15 protein-coding genes are annotated in these 18,855 nt (G+C 72.5%); 10 read left to right on the top strand and 5 right to left on the bottom strand.

Going from position 1 to position 18,855, the window contains the following annotated elements:
• Positions 1-118 precede the first annotated feature (118 nt).
• Complete coding sequence (locus BMW99_RS08215; protein ID WP_079138469.1) at positions 119-1,021, top strand: PP2C family protein-serine/threonine phosphatase; 903 nt, start codon at positions 119-121, stop codon at positions 1,019-1,021.
• 117 nt (positions 1,022-1,138) lie between these two features.
• Positions 1,139-2,092, top strand: a complete 954-nt coding sequence (locus BMW99_RS08210; protein WP_069463944.1) for an MASE1 domain-containing protein — start codon at positions 1,139-1,141, stop codon at positions 2,090-2,092.
• A 36-nt stretch (positions 2,093-2,128) separates the two neighbouring features.
• Here BMW99_RS08210 and BMW99_RS08205 read toward each other — a convergent pair whose 3' ends face one another.
• The 4 genes from BMW99_RS08205 to BMW99_RS08190 form a co-directional block, all read right to left on the bottom strand.
• On the bottom strand, positions 2,129-4,603 hold the full coding sequence (locus BMW99_RS08205; protein ID WP_075016511.1) for a VanW family protein: 2,475 nt from the start codon (positions 4,601-4,603) through the stop codon (positions 2,129-2,131).
• 154 nt (positions 4,604-4,757) lie between these two features.
• A complete protein-coding gene (locus BMW99_RS08200) occupies positions 4,758-5,120 on the bottom strand; it encodes a DUF6113 family protein (protein WP_069466553.1) in 363 nt (120 codons plus the stop codon).
• Positions 5,117-5,986 carry an N-acetyl-1-D-myo-inositol-2-amino-2-deoxy-alpha-D-glucopyranoside deacetylase gene (mshB, locus tag BMW99_RS08195; RefSeq protein WP_069466554.1) on the bottom strand — a complete coding sequence of 290 codons (870 nt, stop codon included), beginning with the start codon at positions 5,984-5,986 and terminating at the stop codon, positions 5,117-5,119. Before mshB ends, BMW99_RS08200 begins: the two co-directional genes overlap by 4 nt.
• A 32-nt stretch (positions 5,987-6,018) precedes the next feature.
• A complete protein-coding gene (locus tag BMW99_RS08190; RefSeq protein ID WP_069466555.1) occupies positions 6,019-6,213 on the bottom strand; it encodes a hypothetical protein in 195 nt (64 codons plus the stop codon).
• 282 nt (positions 6,214-6,495) lie between these two features.
• Here BMW99_RS08190 and BMW99_RS08185 point away from each other — a divergent pair, with 282 nt between their 5' ends.
• A complete protein-coding gene (locus tag BMW99_RS08185; RefSeq protein ID WP_069466556.1) occupies positions 6,496-8,733 on the top strand; it encodes a S9 family peptidase in 2,238 nt (745 codons plus the stop codon).
• 100 nt (positions 8,734-8,833) lie between these two features.
• Here BMW99_RS08185 and BMW99_RS08180 read toward each other — a convergent pair whose 3' ends face one another.
• The gene (locus tag BMW99_RS08180; protein WP_075016510.1) at positions 8,834-10,126 is read right to left on the bottom strand and encodes a hypothetical protein; all 1,293 of its coding nucleotides are present in this window, start codon (positions 10,124-10,126) and stop codon (positions 8,834-8,836) included.
• Between the two features lie 462 nt (positions 10,127-10,588).
• Here BMW99_RS08180 and BMW99_RS08175 point away from each other — a divergent pair, with 462 nt between their 5' ends.
• The 7 genes from BMW99_RS08175 (at position 10,589) to BMW99_RS08145 (ending at position 18,853) form a co-directional block, all read left to right on the top strand.
• On the top strand, positions 10,589-11,620 hold the full coding sequence (locus tag BMW99_RS08175) for an ABC transporter permease (protein WP_069463077.1): 1,032 nt from the start codon (positions 10,589-10,591) through the stop codon (positions 11,618-11,620).
• Between the two features lie 109 nt (positions 11,621-11,729).
• Positions 11,730-13,520: an ABC transporter substrate-binding protein gene (locus BMW99_RS08170; protein ID WP_069463078.1), complete on the top strand. Its 1,791-nt coding sequence runs from the start codon at positions 11,730-11,732 to the stop codon at positions 13,518-13,520.
• A gap of 97 nt (positions 13,521-13,617) precedes the next feature.
• Positions 13,618-14,601: an ABC transporter permease gene (locus BMW99_RS08165; protein WP_069463079.1), complete on the top strand. Its 984-nt coding sequence runs from the start codon at positions 13,618-13,620 to the stop codon at positions 14,599-14,601.
• A gap of 56 nt (positions 14,602-14,657) precedes the next feature.
• Positions 14,658-15,719, top strand: a complete 1,062-nt coding sequence (locus tag BMW99_RS08160; protein WP_069463080.1) for an ABC transporter ATP-binding protein — start codon at positions 14,658-14,660, stop codon at positions 15,717-15,719.
• A 21-nt stretch (positions 15,720-15,740) separates the two neighbouring features.
• A complete protein-coding gene (locus BMW99_RS08155; protein ID WP_069463081.1) occupies positions 15,741-16,856 on the top strand; it encodes an ABC transporter ATP-binding protein in 1,116 nt (371 codons plus the stop codon).
• Positions 16,857-17,135: 279 nt separating this feature from the next.
• The gene (locus BMW99_RS08150; protein ID WP_069463084.1) at positions 17,136-18,116 is read left to right on the top strand and encodes an ABC transporter ATP-binding protein; all 981 of its coding nucleotides are present in this window, start codon (positions 17,136-17,138) and stop codon (positions 18,114-18,116) included.
• On the top strand, positions 18,113-18,853 hold the full coding sequence (locus BMW99_RS08145; RefSeq protein WP_069463082.1) for an ABC transporter permease: 741 nt from the start codon (positions 18,113-18,115) through the stop codon (positions 18,851-18,853). Before BMW99_RS08150 ends, BMW99_RS08145 begins: the two co-directional genes overlap by 4 nt.
• Positions 18,854-18,855 lie beyond the last annotated feature (2 nt).

Here is an 18,855-nt window from a genome sequence, read left to right as displayed (position 1 = left end):
CGTCCCGGGCCGAGAGGCCGTTCGGCCCTGGCAGGCGGTCCGGCGCCGGGGCTAAGGTGATAAGGCAGGATAAGCGGAGGAACCGGCAGAATCAGGCGCCCATCCACCGGGGGCTGTCATGCGCGAACGCCAGCAGCGCCGCGAGCAGCGGGAACGGCTAGCCCTGCGGCAGCAGTGGGAGCATCCCGCGCGGGACGACGCCCCCCGGCTCCCGGACAGCACGCAGGACCTCCTCTCCACCCTCGGCTCGCTGGTCGACGAGGCCGCGGAGCAGATGAAGGTGGAGCGGACCCGCGTCGAACTCGCCGTCGCCCTCCAGCGCCACATGCTGCCCCCCGAGCTCCCGCGGCTCGACCGGCTGCGCCTGGCCGTCCGGTACGCCCCCTCCCAGCGCGGCCTGGACGTCGGCGGCGACTGGTACGACGCGTTCACCATGGGCGACGGCACCGTGGGCCTGGCCATCGGCGACGTCCAGGGCCACGACGTGGAGGCCGCCGCCTTCATGGGCCAGATCCGGGTGGGACTGCGCGCACTGGCCGGCGCCACCAGCGACCCCGGCGAGATCCTCCGCCACGCCAACGACCTCCTGGTCTCGATGGGCGGCGGCCTCTTCGCCACCTGCTGCTTCCTGCGCTTCGACCCCGCCACCGGCTGCCTCGACCTGGCCCGCGCCGGGCACATCCCGATGGTGTGGGCGTGCGAGGACGGCAACTGGGGCATCGCCCAGGACCGCGGCGGCCCGCCGCTGGGCGTGCTCGCGGGCGAGCGGTACCCGGTCACGCACCGCGTGGTGACGGTCGCCGGCTCCCTGGTGCTGCTGACCGACGGCGTCGTGGAAGGTCCCGCCTGCCCCGTCGGCAGCGGCCTGGACAGGGTGGCCGCGATGGTTCGCGGCGGGTTCCTGGACGAGCCCGACGTCCTGGCCGGCCGTGTGATCGCCGCGGCCGAGCGCACCGGACACGAGGACGACGCCGCCGTGCTCGTCGCCCGCTACGACGGGCCCGCGCGGCGGGCCGCCTGACGCCGGAAGATGCCGTTCCGGGCCGGTATGTTCGGCTTCATGCGGGACCCAGGCCCTGAGCGCCCCGGCAGCCACGTCCCCGGCGTGCGCGGCCCGGTGCCGGACGGGCTCGCCGCCATGGACCACACCTGGCTCCTGCAGGTCGTGCTGCTGGCCGCGGCGTACTACGGGACGGCGCGGCTCGGCCTGCTGGAGCAGCTGGTCCGCGGGCAGGTCACCCCGCTGTGGCCGCCGACCGGGCTGGCGCTGACCGCGCTGCTCGTCCTGGGACTGCGCGTCTGGCCCGGCATCGCGCTCGGCGCGTTCGCGGTGAACATCACCCTCGGCCCGTCGTTCGGCACCGTGCTGGCCATCACCGCAGGCAACACCCTGGCGCCGGTCGCGGCCTACCTGCTGCTGCGCCGGGCCGGCTTCCACACCGCCATGGACCGGCTCAGGGACGCCCTCGCCCTGATCTTCCTCGGCGCGCTGGTGGCGATGGTCATCAGCGCGACCACGGGCACCACGGCCCTGCTGGTGTCCGGCGCCCTGGACCAGAACGGCTTCTGGACGGCCTGGTCCGTGTGGTGGACCGGCGACGCCATGGGCGTGCTGGTCGTCACGCCGTTCCTGCTCGTGGCCTACGCGGCGCTGCGGCGGCGGTGGCTGCCCGGCCCGGTCCGCGCCCCCTGGGGGGCCGCCCGCTGGGGCGAGGCGGCGGCGCTGACCGCGGCCACCCTCGGCATCGGCTACCTGGCGACCAACGGCACGACCGCCTCGCTGCTGTTCCTCGTCTCGCCCGTGCTGATCTGGGCCGCGTTCCGGTTCCAGCTGCCGGGCGCGGCACCCTGCGCCCTGGCCGTGTCCACGCTGGCCATCCTCGCCACCACCCGCCGCACGGGCCCGTTCGCCGACCACGGACTGGTGTCGAACATGGTGACGCTGCAGGCGTTCAACGGTGTGACGGCGCTGACGGCCCTGCTGCTGTCGGCGGTCATCACCGAACGCGAGGCCACCCACGACGAGATCCGCCGGGTCTGCGCCCAGTTGCAGGAACTGGTGTCCGCCAGGGCGCGGAACCGGGAGGGCTGACCCCCCCGGCCCGCGCGCCTCCGGTACGGCCCCGCGCTACTTCGCGACGTTGGGCAGCGTGACGATCCGGCCCGCGGCGTCGCTCGACGACAGCGCCTTCACCAGGGCCGTCGCGACGTCCTGCGGGGTGACGGCGGTCTTGCTGCCGTCCGCGCGCTGCAGCAGCACGCCGTTGAACGTCGCGCCGTACAGCGACTTGAGCACCGCCAGGTCGACGTGCGGGGCGAGCTTGCCCTGCGCGTCCGGGGTCATCGTCAGGAACGTCGGCAGCGACTTGTTGAACGGGATCTTGTGCGTCCCGTCGGCCCGCACGACCACCTGGCCGGCCATCGCCGTCCTGCCGAACCCGTTGACCGCCTGGTCCAGCGCGGCCTGGGTCACCTTCGGCGGGACCGTGGTGACGGTGAGCGCCACCGGCTGGTCCGCGCCGGTCTCGGCCCGGGTCCGGTAGGCGGCGGCGACCTGGGTGGCCGCGGCGTTCACGTCGAAGGAGGAGCCGGGCTTGCCGGGGACCGCGATCGCCTTGTGGCCGGCGAACCGGACCATGCCGTCGCTGCCGCTGCTGTTCCGGCCCGCGATGCCCTGCAGGGCCGCCTTCAGCTTGTCGTTGTCGACCAGGATCACGGGGTCGACGGTGGTGCTGCCGCCGACCAGCGAGCCGATCACCGACACCGGGTTGTAGTCGGTGTGCGCGACCCCGCGCACGGTGGCGTCGGTGTCGACGGTCAGCCCGGCCACGGACGGCTTCAGCGTCTGCTTCCTGCCGCCGATCGTGAGGGTCAGCGGCGCGGTGGTGCGGTCGCCGAGCGCCTTGTTCAGCGTCTGCACCGCCTCGTCCTTGGTCATGTTGCCGATGTCCACGCCGAGCACGGTGGTGCCCCGGGGGACGTCGGCGTGGTTCATCAACAGGCCCGCGCCGTACGCGAGGACGACCACGGCGCCGACGCCGACACCCGCGAGCACGAGCTTGGAACGGCCCCCCTTCTTGGCCGTCCTGCCCGTCTTCGCCGCCTTGGCCGGGGCCGAAGGCTGCGGGGACGCGGGCGCGCCGGCCGGACCCTGACCGGGCCCCTGCGGACGCGGCCCGCGGATGTCGCCCGCGGGCACGGCCGGGATGCCGCTGACCAGGGTGTCGCCGGAGAGGCGGTCCCCGGGACCGCCCGGGACGCCGCCAGGGCCGGGGCGGCCCGCCCCGCCGCCCGGGACGGGCGGGCGGAAACCGGCGGGACCGGCGGGGCCGTTGCCGCCCGGGCCACCGGGCTTGCCGAGACCGCCGGCCGCGTTCGGCCCGCCGGGGCCGCCCGGCCCGCTGGTCGCGAACGGCGGCACCTGCATGGCGCCGGTGCCCGGGCCCGAGGTCGGGCCGGCGGGCGGTGCGAAGGCCGCCGCGTCGCGCGGGCCGCCAGGCCCGTTCGGCCCGGCCAGCGGGTCGACCGGACGCGGCACGCCGGGCGGGAAGTCGTCGGTGCCGAACGGCGCGGGGGCGCCCCCCGCCGGCTTGTCATGCGTGCCGCGGCGGGGCAGCGGACCCGGGCCCGCCGGGCCGCCCGTGCCGACCGGGGGCGGCAGGAAGCCGGGAGTCGAGCCGGTGTCCGGGTCGCTGAACGCGCCGGGCGGGGTGCCCGGGACGCCGAACGGGCGCGGACCGGAGCCGGTGTCGGGGTCCGTGAACGGGTCGGGCATGCCGAAGGGGCGCGGGCCCGAGCCGGTGTCGGGGTCGCTGAACGCGTCGGGCGCCGCCGGGCCACCGGGGGCGCCGAGGCGGAACGACCCCGTGTCGGGGCCGCCGAAGCCGTCGGAGGCGGGCGGGACGCCGGGGCCGCCGAACGGGTGCGAGCCCGTGTCGGGGTCGCCGAACGGGTCCGGCGCCGGGGCGCCGAGCGCGTGCGAACCGGTGTCGGTGTCGGGACGCGAAGGGCGGAAGAAGTCGTCGGCCGTGAACGTGCCGGTGCCGAACGGGTCGGCGTCGGCACCCGGCGCGGGGGACGGCGGCGCGGGCGCCTGCGGCCCGTCGCCGAACGACGGCCCCTGCTCGGCGGGCGGTGCGGCCACCGGCTTACGGGGCGCGAACCAGTCGCTGGCCTTCTCCGGCTCCGCCTCGGGCTCGGCCGGGGCGGCCGCGGCGGCCTGCGGGTCCTCGCCCGCGCCACCGTCGGCGCCCGGAGCGGCCGGGACACCCGGGGCAGCCTCCGGCACCTGCGTGCCCTCCTCGACGGGGGTGCGCACGACGACCGGCGGGATCGGCCGCGAACCGGGGATGTTGATCCGGATCCGGGTGGTCAGCGTCGTCTCGGTCCTCGGCTCGTCCGGGCCCGGCTGAGCGCCGTCCGGGGCCTCCGGCGCCGCCGGCTCGGGCGAGTCGCCGGTGCCCGGAGTGCCTGCGGGGCGGGGGCGCTCCTGGGGGTGCAGCGACGGAAACGGGCGGGCGCCGTACGGCGGGGTGCCCGACGGGTACGCGGCGCCGCCGCGGCCCTGGGGACCCGAGGACGAACTGTCTGTTTCACGACTCAAAGCAGGCTCTCCCGGTTAGCTACGCCGCCTCTCGCGGTCTGTCCGCGGGCGGCTCGCCGGCGCGCACCACCATACCGATCTGCCGGGAACGGCAACCCTGGTGCGGTGGAACGCTCGGAGTCACCCAACCACGAGCGCCCCCCCGCCTGCCAAGTCAGGCCCGGTTGGCGCCGGAAGGGGGCAGTTGGGGCACCGTGGCACAGACCAGGGCGGACAGTGCGCCCCCGAGCAGGTAGAGGTACGGACCGACACCGGCGGCGAACAGGAAGTCACCTTCGGGCCGGCTGGTGCTCAGCAGGAGCACGCACAGCACCCAGACCGCGGCCGGCACCACGGCGCCCAGCCGCGTGCCGGTGGCCTTCAGGCCGCCGTAGAAGAGCGCCACGCACCCGGCGAGCGCCAGCACCAGGCCGCCGGGGAACCAGCCGTCCTGGACCAGCCCCCCGGCCAGCGCGACGAACGCCCCGAGGACGCCCAGCAGTACGTAGAGGCCGATCCGGCCCGGCCCGGCCGTCACGCCCGGCTCCCGAACAGGTCGCCGGCGCGCCCGGCGCCGTCGGCCGCGGGCGGGGCGCCGGCCACCTGGCGGTAGTACTCGACGGCGAAGAACGGCTGGCCCAGGTCGTTGGAGAGCGCGAAGAACGGGCCGTCCACGGCGATCTGGCTGGCGTGCGCGCGCATCGCCGCGGTCTTGGCGTCCGCGTACGCCGCTCCGTCCACCGCCACCGTCACGAACTCGTCGGCGACCACGCCGGGCACGTCGTCGACGCTCGCCACGCCCTCGAACGGGAAGTCCCGGCCGGCCGCGGCGAGGCGGTCGAAGCCCGCCTGGACGACCGAGCGCGGGTAGCAGATCTCGTAGATGCGCTCGATCCGGTGGCCGCGCCGGTCGGCGAGCTGCGCGCCGCGCATCGCGACGCGGTGCGCCTGGATGTGGTCGGGGTGCCCGTAGCCGCCGTTGCCGTCGTAGGTGACCAGCACCTGCGGGCGGACCTCCATGACGACGTCCGCGAGGTGGCCTGCGGCCTCGTCCAGGTCGGCCTGCCAGAAGCAGCCGGGAACGTCGTTCTGCGGGGTGCCCATCATCCCGGAGTCGCGGTAGCGGCCCGGGCCGCCGAGGAAGCGGTGGTCGGTGACCCCCAACTCGTCCATCGCGGAGGACAGTTCACCGATGCGGTGCGGCCCGAGGGCGTCGTCCCGGTCCGCGGCGAGATGCGCGAGGCCGGGCGGGATCACCTCACCCTCCTCACCCAGGGTGCAGGTGACGAGGGTGACGAGCGCCCCCTCGGCCGCGTACTTGGCCATGGTGGCGCCGTTGTTGATCGTCTCGTCGTCCGGATGGGCGTGGACGAACAGCAGCCGCCGGTCGGGAAGGTCGTTCATGGGGGAAGCCTACGGCCCGCCGGGGGGTGCGCTCAGAACTTGATGTTCGAGATGGTCTGCGCGACGTTCGTGGTGAGGTCGTTGATCTGCGGTGCCCACGAGGAGCTCGCCAGGTAGAAGCCGAGCAGCGTGCACGCCACCGCGTGCCCGGTCTTGAGCCCGGAACGGCGGATCAGCAGGACGACGATGATCAGCAGCAGCAGCACCGCCGAAATCGAGAGTGCCACAACGGCTCACCTCCCAGTACGCAGGGTCATGTCAGTTGCCACATGCTTATTACCCACCCACGGCTACGGATCATAACTTTCCGTGCGACCGCATAGGTCGGGGCATGGAAGCACGCGGGGGCGCATGACGGGATCCGGCCATCTCCCGGCGGAGCACGCGGTGGCCTGCGGGAGCGCGGGTCCGGGAGGGGGTCGCAGGTCAGCGCCGGGCGGGCGAGCGGGGCGGGGCGTCGCACGGAAATGCGACGGCGATTGTCGGTGCCACCCTCTAGTGTCACGGCTATGACGTACCTCTCATTCCCGCGCCAGCACGCCCGGACGCAGCGGTTCACCCTCGGGGTGCCGCGGGCCTTCGCCGTGGCGCCGCCGGAGCCCGGCGGGGCCGGCCGGGTGGCCTTCGTCAGGGCCCGCGCGGGGAGCGGGAGTCCGGACGGCGGCGGGGGAGCGGAGCACCTGCTGTGGGTGCTCGACGTGCCGGCCGGGGGCTCCGCCGCGGACGTCCCGGCGGAGCGCGTCGCGGCCGATCCGGTCGCGCTGCTGGGCGGCGCGGACGAGGAACTGCCGCCCGAGGAGCGGGCACGCCGCGAGCGCAGCCGGGAGGGCTCCGCGGGCATCGTGGCGTTCGCCGCGGACCGGGCGGTCGAGACGGCCGCCTTCGCGCTGTCGGGCCGGCTGTTCACCGCCGGGCTGGTGCCCGGGGCGGGCGGCGCCCGCGAGCTGGCGGTGCCGGGCCCGGTGATCGACCCCCGCCCGTCGCCGGACGGCCGTCGCATCGCCTACGCCGCGCGGGGCGCCCTGCGGGTCGTGGCGGCGGACGGATCGGGCGACCGGGTTGTTGCCGAGCCGGACGGGGACCAGGTGACGTGGGGCCTGGCGGAGTTCGTCGCGGCCGAGGAGATGGGCCGCAGCCGCGGCTACTGGTGGTCGCCCGACAGCACCGCGCTGCTCGCCGCGCGCGTCGACGAGTCGCCCGTGCAGCGCTGGTGGATCGCCGAGCCCGCGCACCCGAACCGGGCCCCCGTCGAGGTGGCCTACCCGGCGGCGGGCACCCCCAACGCCGAGGTGTCGCTGAGCCTGTTCCGCCTCGGGGACGGGGCCCAGGAGGGCGACGGCGCGGACGCCGCGGGCCGCGCGGACCGTGTCGACGTCGTGTGGGACCGGGCCCGCTACCCCTACCTGGCGGCCGTCCACTGGTCGGCCGGCGGGCCGCCGCTGCTGCTGGTGCAGGCCCGGGACCAGCGCGAGCAGCGCTACCTGGAGGTCGACACGGCGACGGGGGCGACCAGCACCCTCGCGGTCGAGGAAGATCGAATTTGGCTTGATCTTTTCCCCGGCGTCCCGGTCAGGACGCCCGAAGGGGCGCTGGTCAGGATCACCGACGAGGACGGCGTCCGGGTGCTGAAGGTCGGCGACCGGACGCTGACCGGACCCGAACTCCACGTGCGCGCCGTGCTGGACGCCGGCGGCGCCGGTGCCCCCGGCGACCCGGGCGTGCTGGTGACGGCCTCGGCCGGCGCGGCCGCCGGGGAACCCGAGATCGGCGAGGTGCACGTCTACCGGGTCGGCGCGTCCGGCGCGGAGCGCGTCTCCACCGAACCGGGCGTGCACGGGGCCGTCCGCTCCGGGGAGTTGACCGTCCTCACCTCCGTCGCGCTGGACCGGCCCGGCGCTTTGACGCGGGTGCTGCGGGGCGGCACGCCCGTCGCCGAGATCGCCTCGCTCGCGGACACGCCCTCGCTGACCGCCCGCCCGCGCCTGCTGGAGGCCGGCGAGCGGCGCATCCCGACGGCCGTTCTGCTGCCGACCGGCTACCGCGAGTCCGACGGCCTCCTGCCGGTGCTGCTCGACCCGTACGGCGGCCCGCACGGCCAGCGGGTGTACGCCTCGCACAACGCCCACCTGGTGTCGCAGTGGTTCGCCGACCAGGGCTTCGCGGTGATCGTCGCCGACGGCCGCGGCACCCCCGGCCGCTCACCCGAGTGGGAGAAGTCGATCGCCGGGGACTTCGCCGGCGTGTCCGTCGCGGACCAGGTGGAGGCGCTGGAGGCGCTCTCCGGGTACTTTCCGCTGGACCTGGACCGGGTCGCGATCCGCGGCTGGTCCTACGGCGGTTACCTCGCCGCGCTGGCCGCGCTGCGGCGCCCCGACGTCTTCCACGCCGCGGTGGTCGGCGCTCCGGTGACGGACCTGCGGCTGTACGACACGCATTACACGGAGCGCTACCTCGGTCACCCCGACGAGCGGCCCGAGGTATACGACGCGAACGCGGTGGTGACCTCCGCGGGCCTCCAGGACGCCAAGGAGCCCGCCCGGCCGATGATGGTCATCCACGGCCTGGCCGACGACAACGTGCTCGTCGCCCACTCACTGCGGCTGTCGACGGAGCTGCTGGCCGCGGGCCGGCCCCATGAGGTGCTGCCGCTGTCCGGGGTCACGCACATGACCCCGCAGGAGCAGGTCGCGGAGAACCTGCTGCTGCTCCAGGTGGACTTCCTCCAGCGGTCACTCGGCCTGGACTGAGTCCGGGCCGCGCGCCCGCCGCCCTCCGCCCCGGGTCCGCGCGGGGAGCGTGCCGGGTCCGGCCGGGTGCCGGCCCGGCCGGACCCGTCCACGCGAGGACCTACCGGGAGTCCGAGGGCCAGTCGCGCGGCGGCGCCCCCGGGCCCGGCGGTGGGGTCGCCGGAGGCCCGGCGGGCGGCGGCGGTGTCCCAGGCGGCAGATTGGGCGGCAATTCCGGCGGCGGGCCGAACCCGCCCGCGCCCGGGGACTGGTGGGGCACCTGATACCCGGGTGGCAGCGGGGGCTGCTGATAAGGGGAGCCCCACGCCGGGCGCTGACCGCCGGCGGCCTGCCAGGCGGGCGGCTGCCGCGGGGGCCACGCCGGACCGGCCGGAGTGCCGGGGCGCACCGTGCCGCGCTGCGCCAGCAGCACCAGTACGAGCAGCCCGGCCGCGATGTCGAAGACCGCGAAGACCTGCTCGGCGACCAGCGACGTCGGTACGTCGCGGGTCTTGAACAGCAGGTGCGCGGCGTGCCAGCTGCACAGGTCGATCACGCCGTCGAACAGCACCAGCAGACCCAGGGCCAGGCCCAGCGGCCGGGCGGCCGGCGCCCGCCGGAACGCCAGGACCGCGCACACGACGGCCAGGACGGCGGTCAGCCAGGCGGCATAGGCGAAGGGCGGGGCGAGCAGCGAGGACAGCGTGCCCTCGCCGGTGACCAGGTGCTTGTACAGGTGCGGCGGGTAGTCCCGGCCGCCGTACTGGTGGAGGTAGAAGACCTGCCAGCCCGCCGTCTCCAGCGCGACCGCGACCAGCGCCAGCCCGGCGACGATCCCCGCGGCGGCACCGGGCGGTGCCGGCTCCGCGTCCCGCGGGGCGGCTCCCGCCGGGGCCGCGTCCGCGGGCTGCCGGCCCAGCAGCGCCACCAGCACCAGGGCGGCGCCGCCGACCGTGAAGGCGACCGCGGTGCTCAGCGCCCGGTCGTGCAGCGGCGTGCCCTTGCTCCACCGGGCGGTGAAGACCCACAGCCCCGGCACCCGGAAGACCAGGGCGAACAGTCCGGCGGCCAGGAACGCCCAGCAGGACGCGAGGCGGCGGCCGGCGATCAGGGCCCCGGCGAGCGCCGCGACCAGCACCACGTCCAGCCCGCCGGTCGCCGGGAACGGCCCGCGCTCCGCGGGGTTCCTGAGCGCCAGCCACATCCACACGGTGTCGTGGACGCCGGCCGCCCGCACGTCGCGGACCACCCAGGCGAGCTCCACGCCCAGCAGAACGGCGCAGATCAGGACGCCGGTGACGCGCGCGCCCGGTGAGAGCCGCCCGCCCGCCGTTCCCCCTGCCGTTCCCCCCGCGGCACCGCCCGCGGCCCCCTGCCCGGCGTATCCCCAGCCAGGCTGCATCGTCTGTCCCATCGGCCTTCTTCCCCCAGGGCCCGCTGTCGTGCCCCAGATATACCCGCACCTCCGGGGGAGGAACAGCCGATCGGCAGCGGGAAACAGGGGGTTGAGCAGGGTCTGCGGGCTTTCGCGGGGGGCGGCCGGCCGGGGCCTCGAACACACCCCGGCCGGCCTACGGCACCCGCACGGCCGTACGTTGTTCAGACTGCTCGGTCCGTATATCGGTGTCGCGACAGTCAAGTTGCCAGCATGTAAACGCGATCTGCGCCGACATATCCGATGTGTCCGTTCTTGTCGAACGATGTCAAGCACGTACGGAGGACGATCTGCAAAACCTTCGCTCAAGATGCCAAACAACAAGCTTTCTTCCCCCCGTCACCCCTTGACTGGAAGTTGATTCCATTGCGAAAGTCCGCTCAACCCGCGACGCACGCAAGGCGTCGCAACGCACGCTCTCGGTCCCGGGGGATGTAACGAATGACGAGTCCAAGCCAGGCTTCCGCTGACGGCGGCAGCCTCACCCTCGAGCCCGAGGGCATACCCGGCACACCGGGTGGAAAGGGCACCCCGGATCTCGCCGGTCGGACGCCGCGCCAACTGGCCTGGCTCCGCTTCAAGCGAGACAAGACCGGCATCGCCTGTGCGATCGTCGTGGCGGGCTTCCTGATCGTCGCCGTCCTGGCGCCGCTGATCGTCAAGCTCTACGGGCAGAACGCCTACGACCTGTACGGCCAGGACGACGGCCTGCTGAACAGCTACGGCCTGCCGATCGCGCCCAACGGCGGCATCAGCTCCACCCACTGGTTCGGCATCGAACCCCAGCTGGGCCGCGACGTGTTCGCGCTGCTGCTGTACGGCATCCGCAACTCGCTCGGCATCGCGGCGGTGGTGACGATCGTCTCGATCGTCACCGGCGTGCTGTTCGGTCTCGTGCAGGGCTACCTCGGCGGCAAGACCGACTACTTCATGGGCCGGTTCTCGGACTTCATGCTGTCGTTCCCGTCGCAGCTGTTCTACATCGCGTTCTCCCCGGTGGCGATCTCCCTCTTCGTGGGTGTCGGCGACCAGGAGTCCTGGTGGGTGCGCCCCTTCGTACTGATCGCGCTGCAGTTCCTGCTCGGCTGGATGAGCATCGGCCGCCTGGTGCGCGCCCAGGTCCTCAGCCTCCGTGAGCGGGAGTTCGTGGAGGCGGCCCGGATCAGCGGCGCGTCCTCCTGGCGCATCATCCGCAAGGAGCTGCTGCCGAACCTGTGGAGCACCATCCTGGTCCAGTCGACCCTGATGCTCCCGGTGTTCGTCACCGCGGAGGCGGGCCTGTCCTTCCTCGGCGTCGGCATGCTCCCGCCGACCCCGGACTGGGGCCTGATGTTCCAGACCGGTGCGACGTTCTACTCGAACGACATCACCTTCATGTTCTTCCCGGGTATCGCGATGGTGATCTTCGTGGTCGCCTTCAACCTGCTCGGGGACTCGGTCCGGGACGCTCTCGACCCGAAGACCCTTCGCTAGTCCGCTAGCAGCACCACTCACCAGTTGTCCAGGTCGTCGAACCGGCCCCGTCTCCTGCGGGCACGGGCGTCGGCATCGGTGGCAGTTCACCAGTGACAGGCAGGATTTCATGAGAAACAGCAAGGTTCGCTTGGCGGCAGCCCTCGTGGCGGCCGGCGCGCTGTCGCTGACCGCCGCGTGCAGCAGCGGCAACGGCGGCGGTGGCAACGGCGGCGGCAGCAAGGGCAACACGGGGGGCCCGAAGGCGACTGTCCCGAACTACGGCCTCGGCACCGCGGCCGACTCCACCGGCCCGGCCCCGGCCGTGGCCGGTGCGGTCAAGGGCGGCACGGTCCAGGACATGGACCAGGCCGGCTTCGACTACCTGGACCCGGGTCAGCAGTACGTCAGCGACCAGCTGTCGGTCTCGGTCCTCTACGCGCGTACGCTCACCGGCTACAAGATCGACCCGAAGACCGGGAAGACGATCCTCGTCGGCGACATGGCCACCGACACCGGCAAGATGTCGGACGGCGGCAAGACCTGGACGTACACCCTCAAGGACGGCCTGAAGTTCGACGACGGCACGCCGATCACGTCGAAGGACATCAAGTACAGCATCGAGCGCCTGTACGCCGACTTCGAGACCCAGGGCCCGCAGTACCTCCAGTCCTGGCTGTACGGCCCGGACTACCGGAAGCTCTACAAGGGCCCGTACACCGGCCAGGAGATCCCGGACACCATCCTCGCGACCCCGGACGAGAAGACCATCGTCTTCCACTTCAAGGACGCGCACGCGGACGCCCCGTACGCGATGGCCATGCCGGTCACCGCCCCGGTCGAGAAGTCCAAGGACGACAAGGGCGCGTACAACAACCACCCGGTCTCCTCCGGCCCGTACATGATCGCCTCGTACAAGTCCGGCAAGTCCCTGGTCTTCAAGCGGAACCCGTACTGGGACCCGAAGACGGACCCGATCCGCAACGCGTACCCGGACTCGTGGAACTTCCAGCTGGGCATCCAGCAGCCGGGTCTGACGCAGCGCATCATGGCCGGCTCCGGCGACGACAAGAACGCCATCGACCTGTCCGGCGTGGCCGACCCGTCGCAGATGAGCACCCTGGTGGGTGGCGGCCAGTACAAGTCGCGGACGGTCAACGAGTACCAGCCGTACGTCGAGACCCTCGACATCAACACCAAGCGCATCACCAACCCGAAGGTCCGCCAGGCGATCGCCTACGCGTTCCCGATGGCCCAGGTGCAGCAGGCGTTCGGTGGCGCGGCCCAGGGCGACCTCGGCACCACGCTGATCAGCCCGACCGTCGCCGGCTGGAAGCAGTTCGACCCGTTCGGCAAGCTCGCCAAGCCGACCGGTGACGTCGAGAAGGCCAAGGCGCTGCTCGCCGAGGCCGGCCAGCCGCACCCGAAGCTGGTCTTCCCGTACGCCAACACGCCGAAGTGGCAGAACATCTCGCTGACCGTCGCGAACGCGCTGGAGAAGGCGGGCTTCCAGGTCGTGCGCAAGCCGATCGACCCGACCTCCTTCTACACGGTCGTCGGCAAGGTCAACAACCAGTACGACATCTACCGCACCGGCTGGGGCGCCGACTGGCCGAACGCCTCGACCGTGGTCCCGCCGACCATGGACGGCCGTAACCTGCAGGACGGCACGAACAACTACGCCTTCCTCAACGACCCGCACATCAACTCCGAGATCGACCGCATCAAGGCGATCACCGACCTGAACCAGCAGGCGGCGGAGTGGGAGAAGCTGTCGGAGTACTCGCTGCAGACCGACACCGCGCAGGTGCCGTTCCTGTTCGACAAGTACTTCAACGTGTACGGCTCGGGCCTCGGTGGCGTCACCTTCAACTCGGTGATCGGCACCATCAACGCCAGCTCCGTCTTCGTCAAGCAGTAGTCCTTGATGGTCAGCCGGCCCCGGCATCCGCCGGGGCCGGCTGACCCCGGATCTGACCGCGCGGCCGCAGCTCGCGCTTCCACGGAAGAGCCTCCCGATGTTCCGTTTCCTGACACGACGCGTCCTCGGCGCGATAGTCATCCTGTTCTTGATCACCGCTGTCACGTACTTCCTGTTCTTCGTGCTGCCGTCAGATCCCGCCCAGCTCGCCTGTGGCAAGAACTGCTCGAACAAGGACCTCGTCTCGGCGATCCATCACCGCATGGGCCTGGACCAGCCGGTCTACCAGCAGTACTTCGACTACATCCGCGGCATCTTCTTCGGCCGCAACATGCCTGACGGCCAGAACTGCGCCGCCCCCTGCTTCGGCTTCTCCTTCGCCAACGACCAGCCCATCTGGCCGCTGATCTCCGACCGCTACCCGACGACGTTCTCGCTGGCCGTCGGCGGCTCCGCGGCGTTCCTCGTCATCGGCGTCGGCCTGGGCATGCTGTCGGCCTGGCAGCAGGGCAAGACCTTCGACCGCGTCGCCAGCTCCATCTCGCTGCTCGGCAACTCGGTCCAGATCTACTTCATCGGCCCGCTGGCCATCGCGCTGTTCGCCGACAACCTCGGCTGGCTCGACCACGGTCACGATCCGACGTGGACGTCCGACCCGATCGGCTCCCTCAACGGGCTCGTGCTGCCCTGCCTGGTGATGTCGGTCATCTTCTGGTCCAACTACAGCCGCCAGACCCGCTCCCTGATGGTCGAGCAGATGGCGGAGGACCACATCCGCACCGCCCGGGCCAAGGGCATGGGCTCCAAGTACGTGTTCTACCGGTACGCGCTGCGCGGCGCCGCCGCGTCCATCATCACCATCTTCGGCATCGACCTCGGCAGCGTCTTCGGCGGCGCGATCATCACCGAGGCCACCTTCGGTCTGCACGGTCTCGGCAACCTCGCGGTCAACGCGGTGTTCAGCCTCGACCTGCCGCTCGAGATGGCCGTGATGATCTTCAGTGCCAGCGCCATCGTCATCTTCAACATCGTCGTCGACGCCGCCTACGCCCTCATCGACCCGCGGATCCGGCTCGCATGAGCGCGGCAGCCCAGACCCGCCGCGACCAGCGCACCACCCGGTAGGAGAACCCGCCCGTGACCACTCTGACGAAGCCCGAGGCCCAGCCCACGCCTCAGGGATCCGAGCACTTCCTTTCGGTGCGCGACCTGTACGTCCAGTTCGCCACCGAGGACGGCACCGTGAAGGCCGTCGACGGCCTGTCGTTCGACCTCGACCGGGGCAAGACCCTCGGCATCGTGGGCGAGTCCGGCTCCGGCAAGTCGGTCACCAACCTGGCGATCCTCGGCCTGCACAACCCGCGCAACACCACGATCGCCGGCGAGATCATGCTCGACGGCCAGGAGCTGACCGGCGCCTCGGAGCGGACGCTGGAGAAGCTCCGCGGCAAGAAGATGGCGATGGTCTTCCAGGACTCGCTGACCGCCCTGTCGCCGTACTACACGGTCGGCCGGCAGATCGCCGAGCCCTACATGAAGCACACCGGCGCCTCCAAGAAGGAGGCGAAGGCGCGCGCCGTCGAGATGCTCGGACGGGTCGGCATCCCGCACCCGCAGAGCCGGGTGGACGACTACCCGCACCAGTTCTCCGGCGGTATGCGGCAGCGCGCGATGATCGCCATGGCGCTGGTCTGCGACCCCGAGCTGGTGATCGCCGACGAGCCGACCACCGCGCTGGACGTCACCGTGCAGGCCCAGATCCTGGACCTGCTCAAGGACCTCCAGCAGGAGACCGGCACGTCGATCATCCTGATCACCCACGACCTGGGCGTCATCGCCAACACCGCGGACGACGTGGTGGTGATGTACGCGGGCCGCGCGGTCGAGCGGGGCACCGTACGGGACATCCTCAAGACGCCGGAACACCCGTACGCCTGGGGCCTGCTGGGCTCCATCCCGCGGCTGTCGGCGGACGTGAACGTGCCGCTGGCGCCGATCCCGGGCTCCCCGCCGAGCCTCCTGAACCCGCCGCCCGGCTGCCCGTTCCACCCCCGGTGCGCCTTCGCGGAGACCGTGGGCGGGGACCGCTGCCGCACCGAGCGGCCGCAGCTTCCGGACGGTCGCGGTTCGGCCTGCCACCTGACGGTGGACCAGAAGCGTGACATCTTCATCGAGCAGATCCAGCCGCGGCTGCGCTGACCAGGAGTCGAGGAACAAGCAATGACTGAACAGACGACCCTGGACAAAGTTCCGGCGCCGCGCCCCGAGACGGGCGAGCGGCTGCTCGAGGTCACCGGCCTGCAGAAGTACTTCCCGATCCACGGCGGCTTCCTCGTCAAGCGCCGGATCGGGGACGTGCGCGCGGTCGACGGCATCGACTTCCACATCAACTCGGGCGAGGCGCTCGGCATGGTGGGCGAGTCGGGCTGCGGCAAGTCGACCACCGGCCGCCTGGTGACCCGGCTGCTGGAGCCGACGGCCGGCAGCGTGAAGTACGCCGGCCAGGACATCACGCACCAGAACCGCAAGCAGCTGGCGCCGATCCGGTCCGAGATCCAGATGATCTTCCAGGACCCGTACGCGTCGCTGAACCCGCGGCAGACCGTCGGCTCGATCATCTCCGCGCCGATGGAGATCAACGACGTCAACCCGGCGGGCGGCCGGGAGCGCCGGGTGCGCGAGCTCCTGGAGATCGTCGGTCTCAACCCCGAGCACTACAACCGCTTCCCGCACGAGTTCTCCGGCGGCCAGCGGCAGCGCATCGGCGTGGCCCGCGCCCTGTCCCTGGACCCGAAGCTGATCGTCGCGGACGAGCCCGTCTCGGCGCTCGACGTGTCGATCCAGGCGCAGGTCGTCAACCTGCTGCAGAAGGTGCAGAAGGAACTCGGCATCGCGTTCCTCTTCATCGCGCACGACCTGGCGATCGTGCGGCACTTCTCGCAGCGCATCGCGGTCATGTACCTGGGCAAGATCGTCGAGATCGGCGACCGCGACTCCATCTACAACCGGCCGCGGCACCCGTACACGCACGCGCTGCTCAGCGCGGCGCCCGAGGCCGACCCGGACGACGACGGCCGCGAGCGGATCCGGCTGGCCGGTGACGTCCCGTCGCCGATCAACCCGCCGTCCGGCTGCCGCTTCCGCACCCGGTGCTGGAAGGCCCAGGACAAGTGCGCGTCGGAGGAGCCGCCGCTGCTGCAGATCGGCGGGAACAAGGACGGGCACCTGACGGCCTGCCACTTCCCCGAGGAGCCGACGACCGAGTCCCGGGGCGAGGACATCGTCCTCGACCCGGCGCTCGTCGCGATCGAGGAGGCGGCGACTGAGGAGGACTGAGTCCTCCACCCATTGACCCGGGCTCAGTCCCAGCCTCCTTCGGAAACGGCCCGTACCCGGACACCCCAGATTTCCCCGGGTACGGGCCGATCCACGTCCGCGTCCGGCTCAGGGGGCCGGACGCGGACGTGTGTGCACCCGCAACCGCCCGCACCCCCCGCACCTGCCGGGTGCCGGCCCGCGCCGAGGCGGCGTCACCCGGTGGGCATGACATCTGTCATGCGGAAGTCGCGCCCCGCGGCACTGCCGCCGGACGGGCCGCTGCGGGACGCTGATGCCATGACCGCACCTGCCGCGAAGTCCGGGACCGCACCGCGTCCCGCCGCCCCCGCAGACGGCGCCGCTCCCGCGGCGCCCGTCGTCGCCTTCTCCGGCGTCGACAAGAGCTTCGGCCCCGTGAGGGCCGTCACCGACCTCAGCCTGACCCTGTACCCGGGCGAGACCGTCGCGCTCCTCGGCCCGAACGGCGCGGGCAAGTCCACCGCCCTCGACCTGCTGCTCGGCCTGAAGAACCCCGACCGCGGCGGCATCGAGGTCTTCGGCCGGAGCCCCACCCAGGCCATCGCGGCCGGACGGGTCGGCGCGATGCTGCAGTCCGGCGGCCTCATGGAGGAGGTCACCGTCCGCGAGCTGGTCGGACTGGCCTGCGACCTGCACCCGCGGCGCCACCCGCCCGCTGACGTGATGGCCGCCGCCGGCATCACCGAGATCGGCGACCGCAAGGTCAACAAGCTCTCCGGCGGCCAGGAGCAGCGGGTGCGGTTCGCGCTGGCCACGGCCGGCGCCAACGACCTCATCGTGCTCGACGAGCCCACCACCGGCATGGACGTCTCGGCCCGGCAGGCGTTCTGGGCGACCATGCGCGCGCAGGTCGACCAGGGCAGGACCGTGCTGTTCGCCACGCACTACCTGGAGGAGGCCGACGCGATCGCCGACCGCGTCCTCGTCCTCCACCAGGGCCGGCTGATCGCCGACGGCACCGCCGCCGAGATCAAGGCCAGGGCCGGCGCCCGGCGGATCACCTTCGACTTGGAGGGCGCCGTCGACACCGACCTGCTGGGCACGCTGCCGCACCTGGTCGGCCTCGACGTCACCGGGCCGACGGTGCGCATCCGCTCCGACGACGCGGACGCCACCATGCACGCGGTGTACGGCCTCGGCCTGTACCCGCGGAACCTGGAGGTCTCCGGCCTCGGCCTGGAGCAGGCCTTCCTCGCCATCACCGACGCAGCGACCGCCGAGGAGGCGGGGAACCGATGAAGACCCTGGTCAAGCTGGAGATCACCCGCACCCTGCGGAACCGCAAGTTCATGTTCTTCTCGGTGCTGTACCCGGCGATGCTGTTCCTCGGCATCAGCCTGACCTACAAGAGCGGCGCCACGGCGGGCGACACCGGACTGTCGGCGCTGGCCTACCTGATGACCTCGATGGCCGCGTTCGGCGCCATGACGGCCGTCCTGATGGGCAACGCCGAGCGCATCGCCCGCGAGCGGGAGAAGGGCTGGGTGCGGCAGCTGCGGCTGACCGCGCTGCCCGGCCGCGGCTACGTCACCGCGAAGATCGCCTCGGCGGCGACCGTCAGCCTCCCGTCGATCCTGATCGTGCTGATCCTGGGCGCCACCGTGAAGGACGTCCACCTCAAGGCCTGGCAGTGGGCCGGCATCGGCGTCGCCACCTGGGCCGGCAGCCTGGTCTTCGCCGCGCTCGGCGTCGCCATCGGCTACCTCGCCACGGCCGACGCGGCCCGGCCGATCTCCATGATCTTCTACTTCGGCCTGGCGATCCTCGGTGGCCTGTGGACGCCCCTCTACCTGTTCCCGCACTGGCTGCAGACCATGGCCGGCTACCTGCCCGCGGCACCGTACGCGGCTCTCGGCCGCTCGATCGAGCTGGGGAACGCCCCGCACGCGAAGGACGTCACCGTCCTCGCCGTGTACCTCCTGCTCTTCGCCGGCGCCGCGGCGTGGCTGTACCGCAAGGACACCCGGAAGGCATGATC

Origin of the sequence: Actinacidiphila rubida (assembly GCF_900110255.1) — a bacterium.
GTDB classification, from domain to species: domain Bacteria; phylum Actinomycetota; class Actinomycetes; order Streptomycetales; family Streptomycetaceae; genus Actinacidiphila; species Actinacidiphila rubida.
The sequence above is the reverse complement of the archived record's forward strand: the minus strand, read 5'-3'. Positions and strand labels throughout refer to the sequence as shown.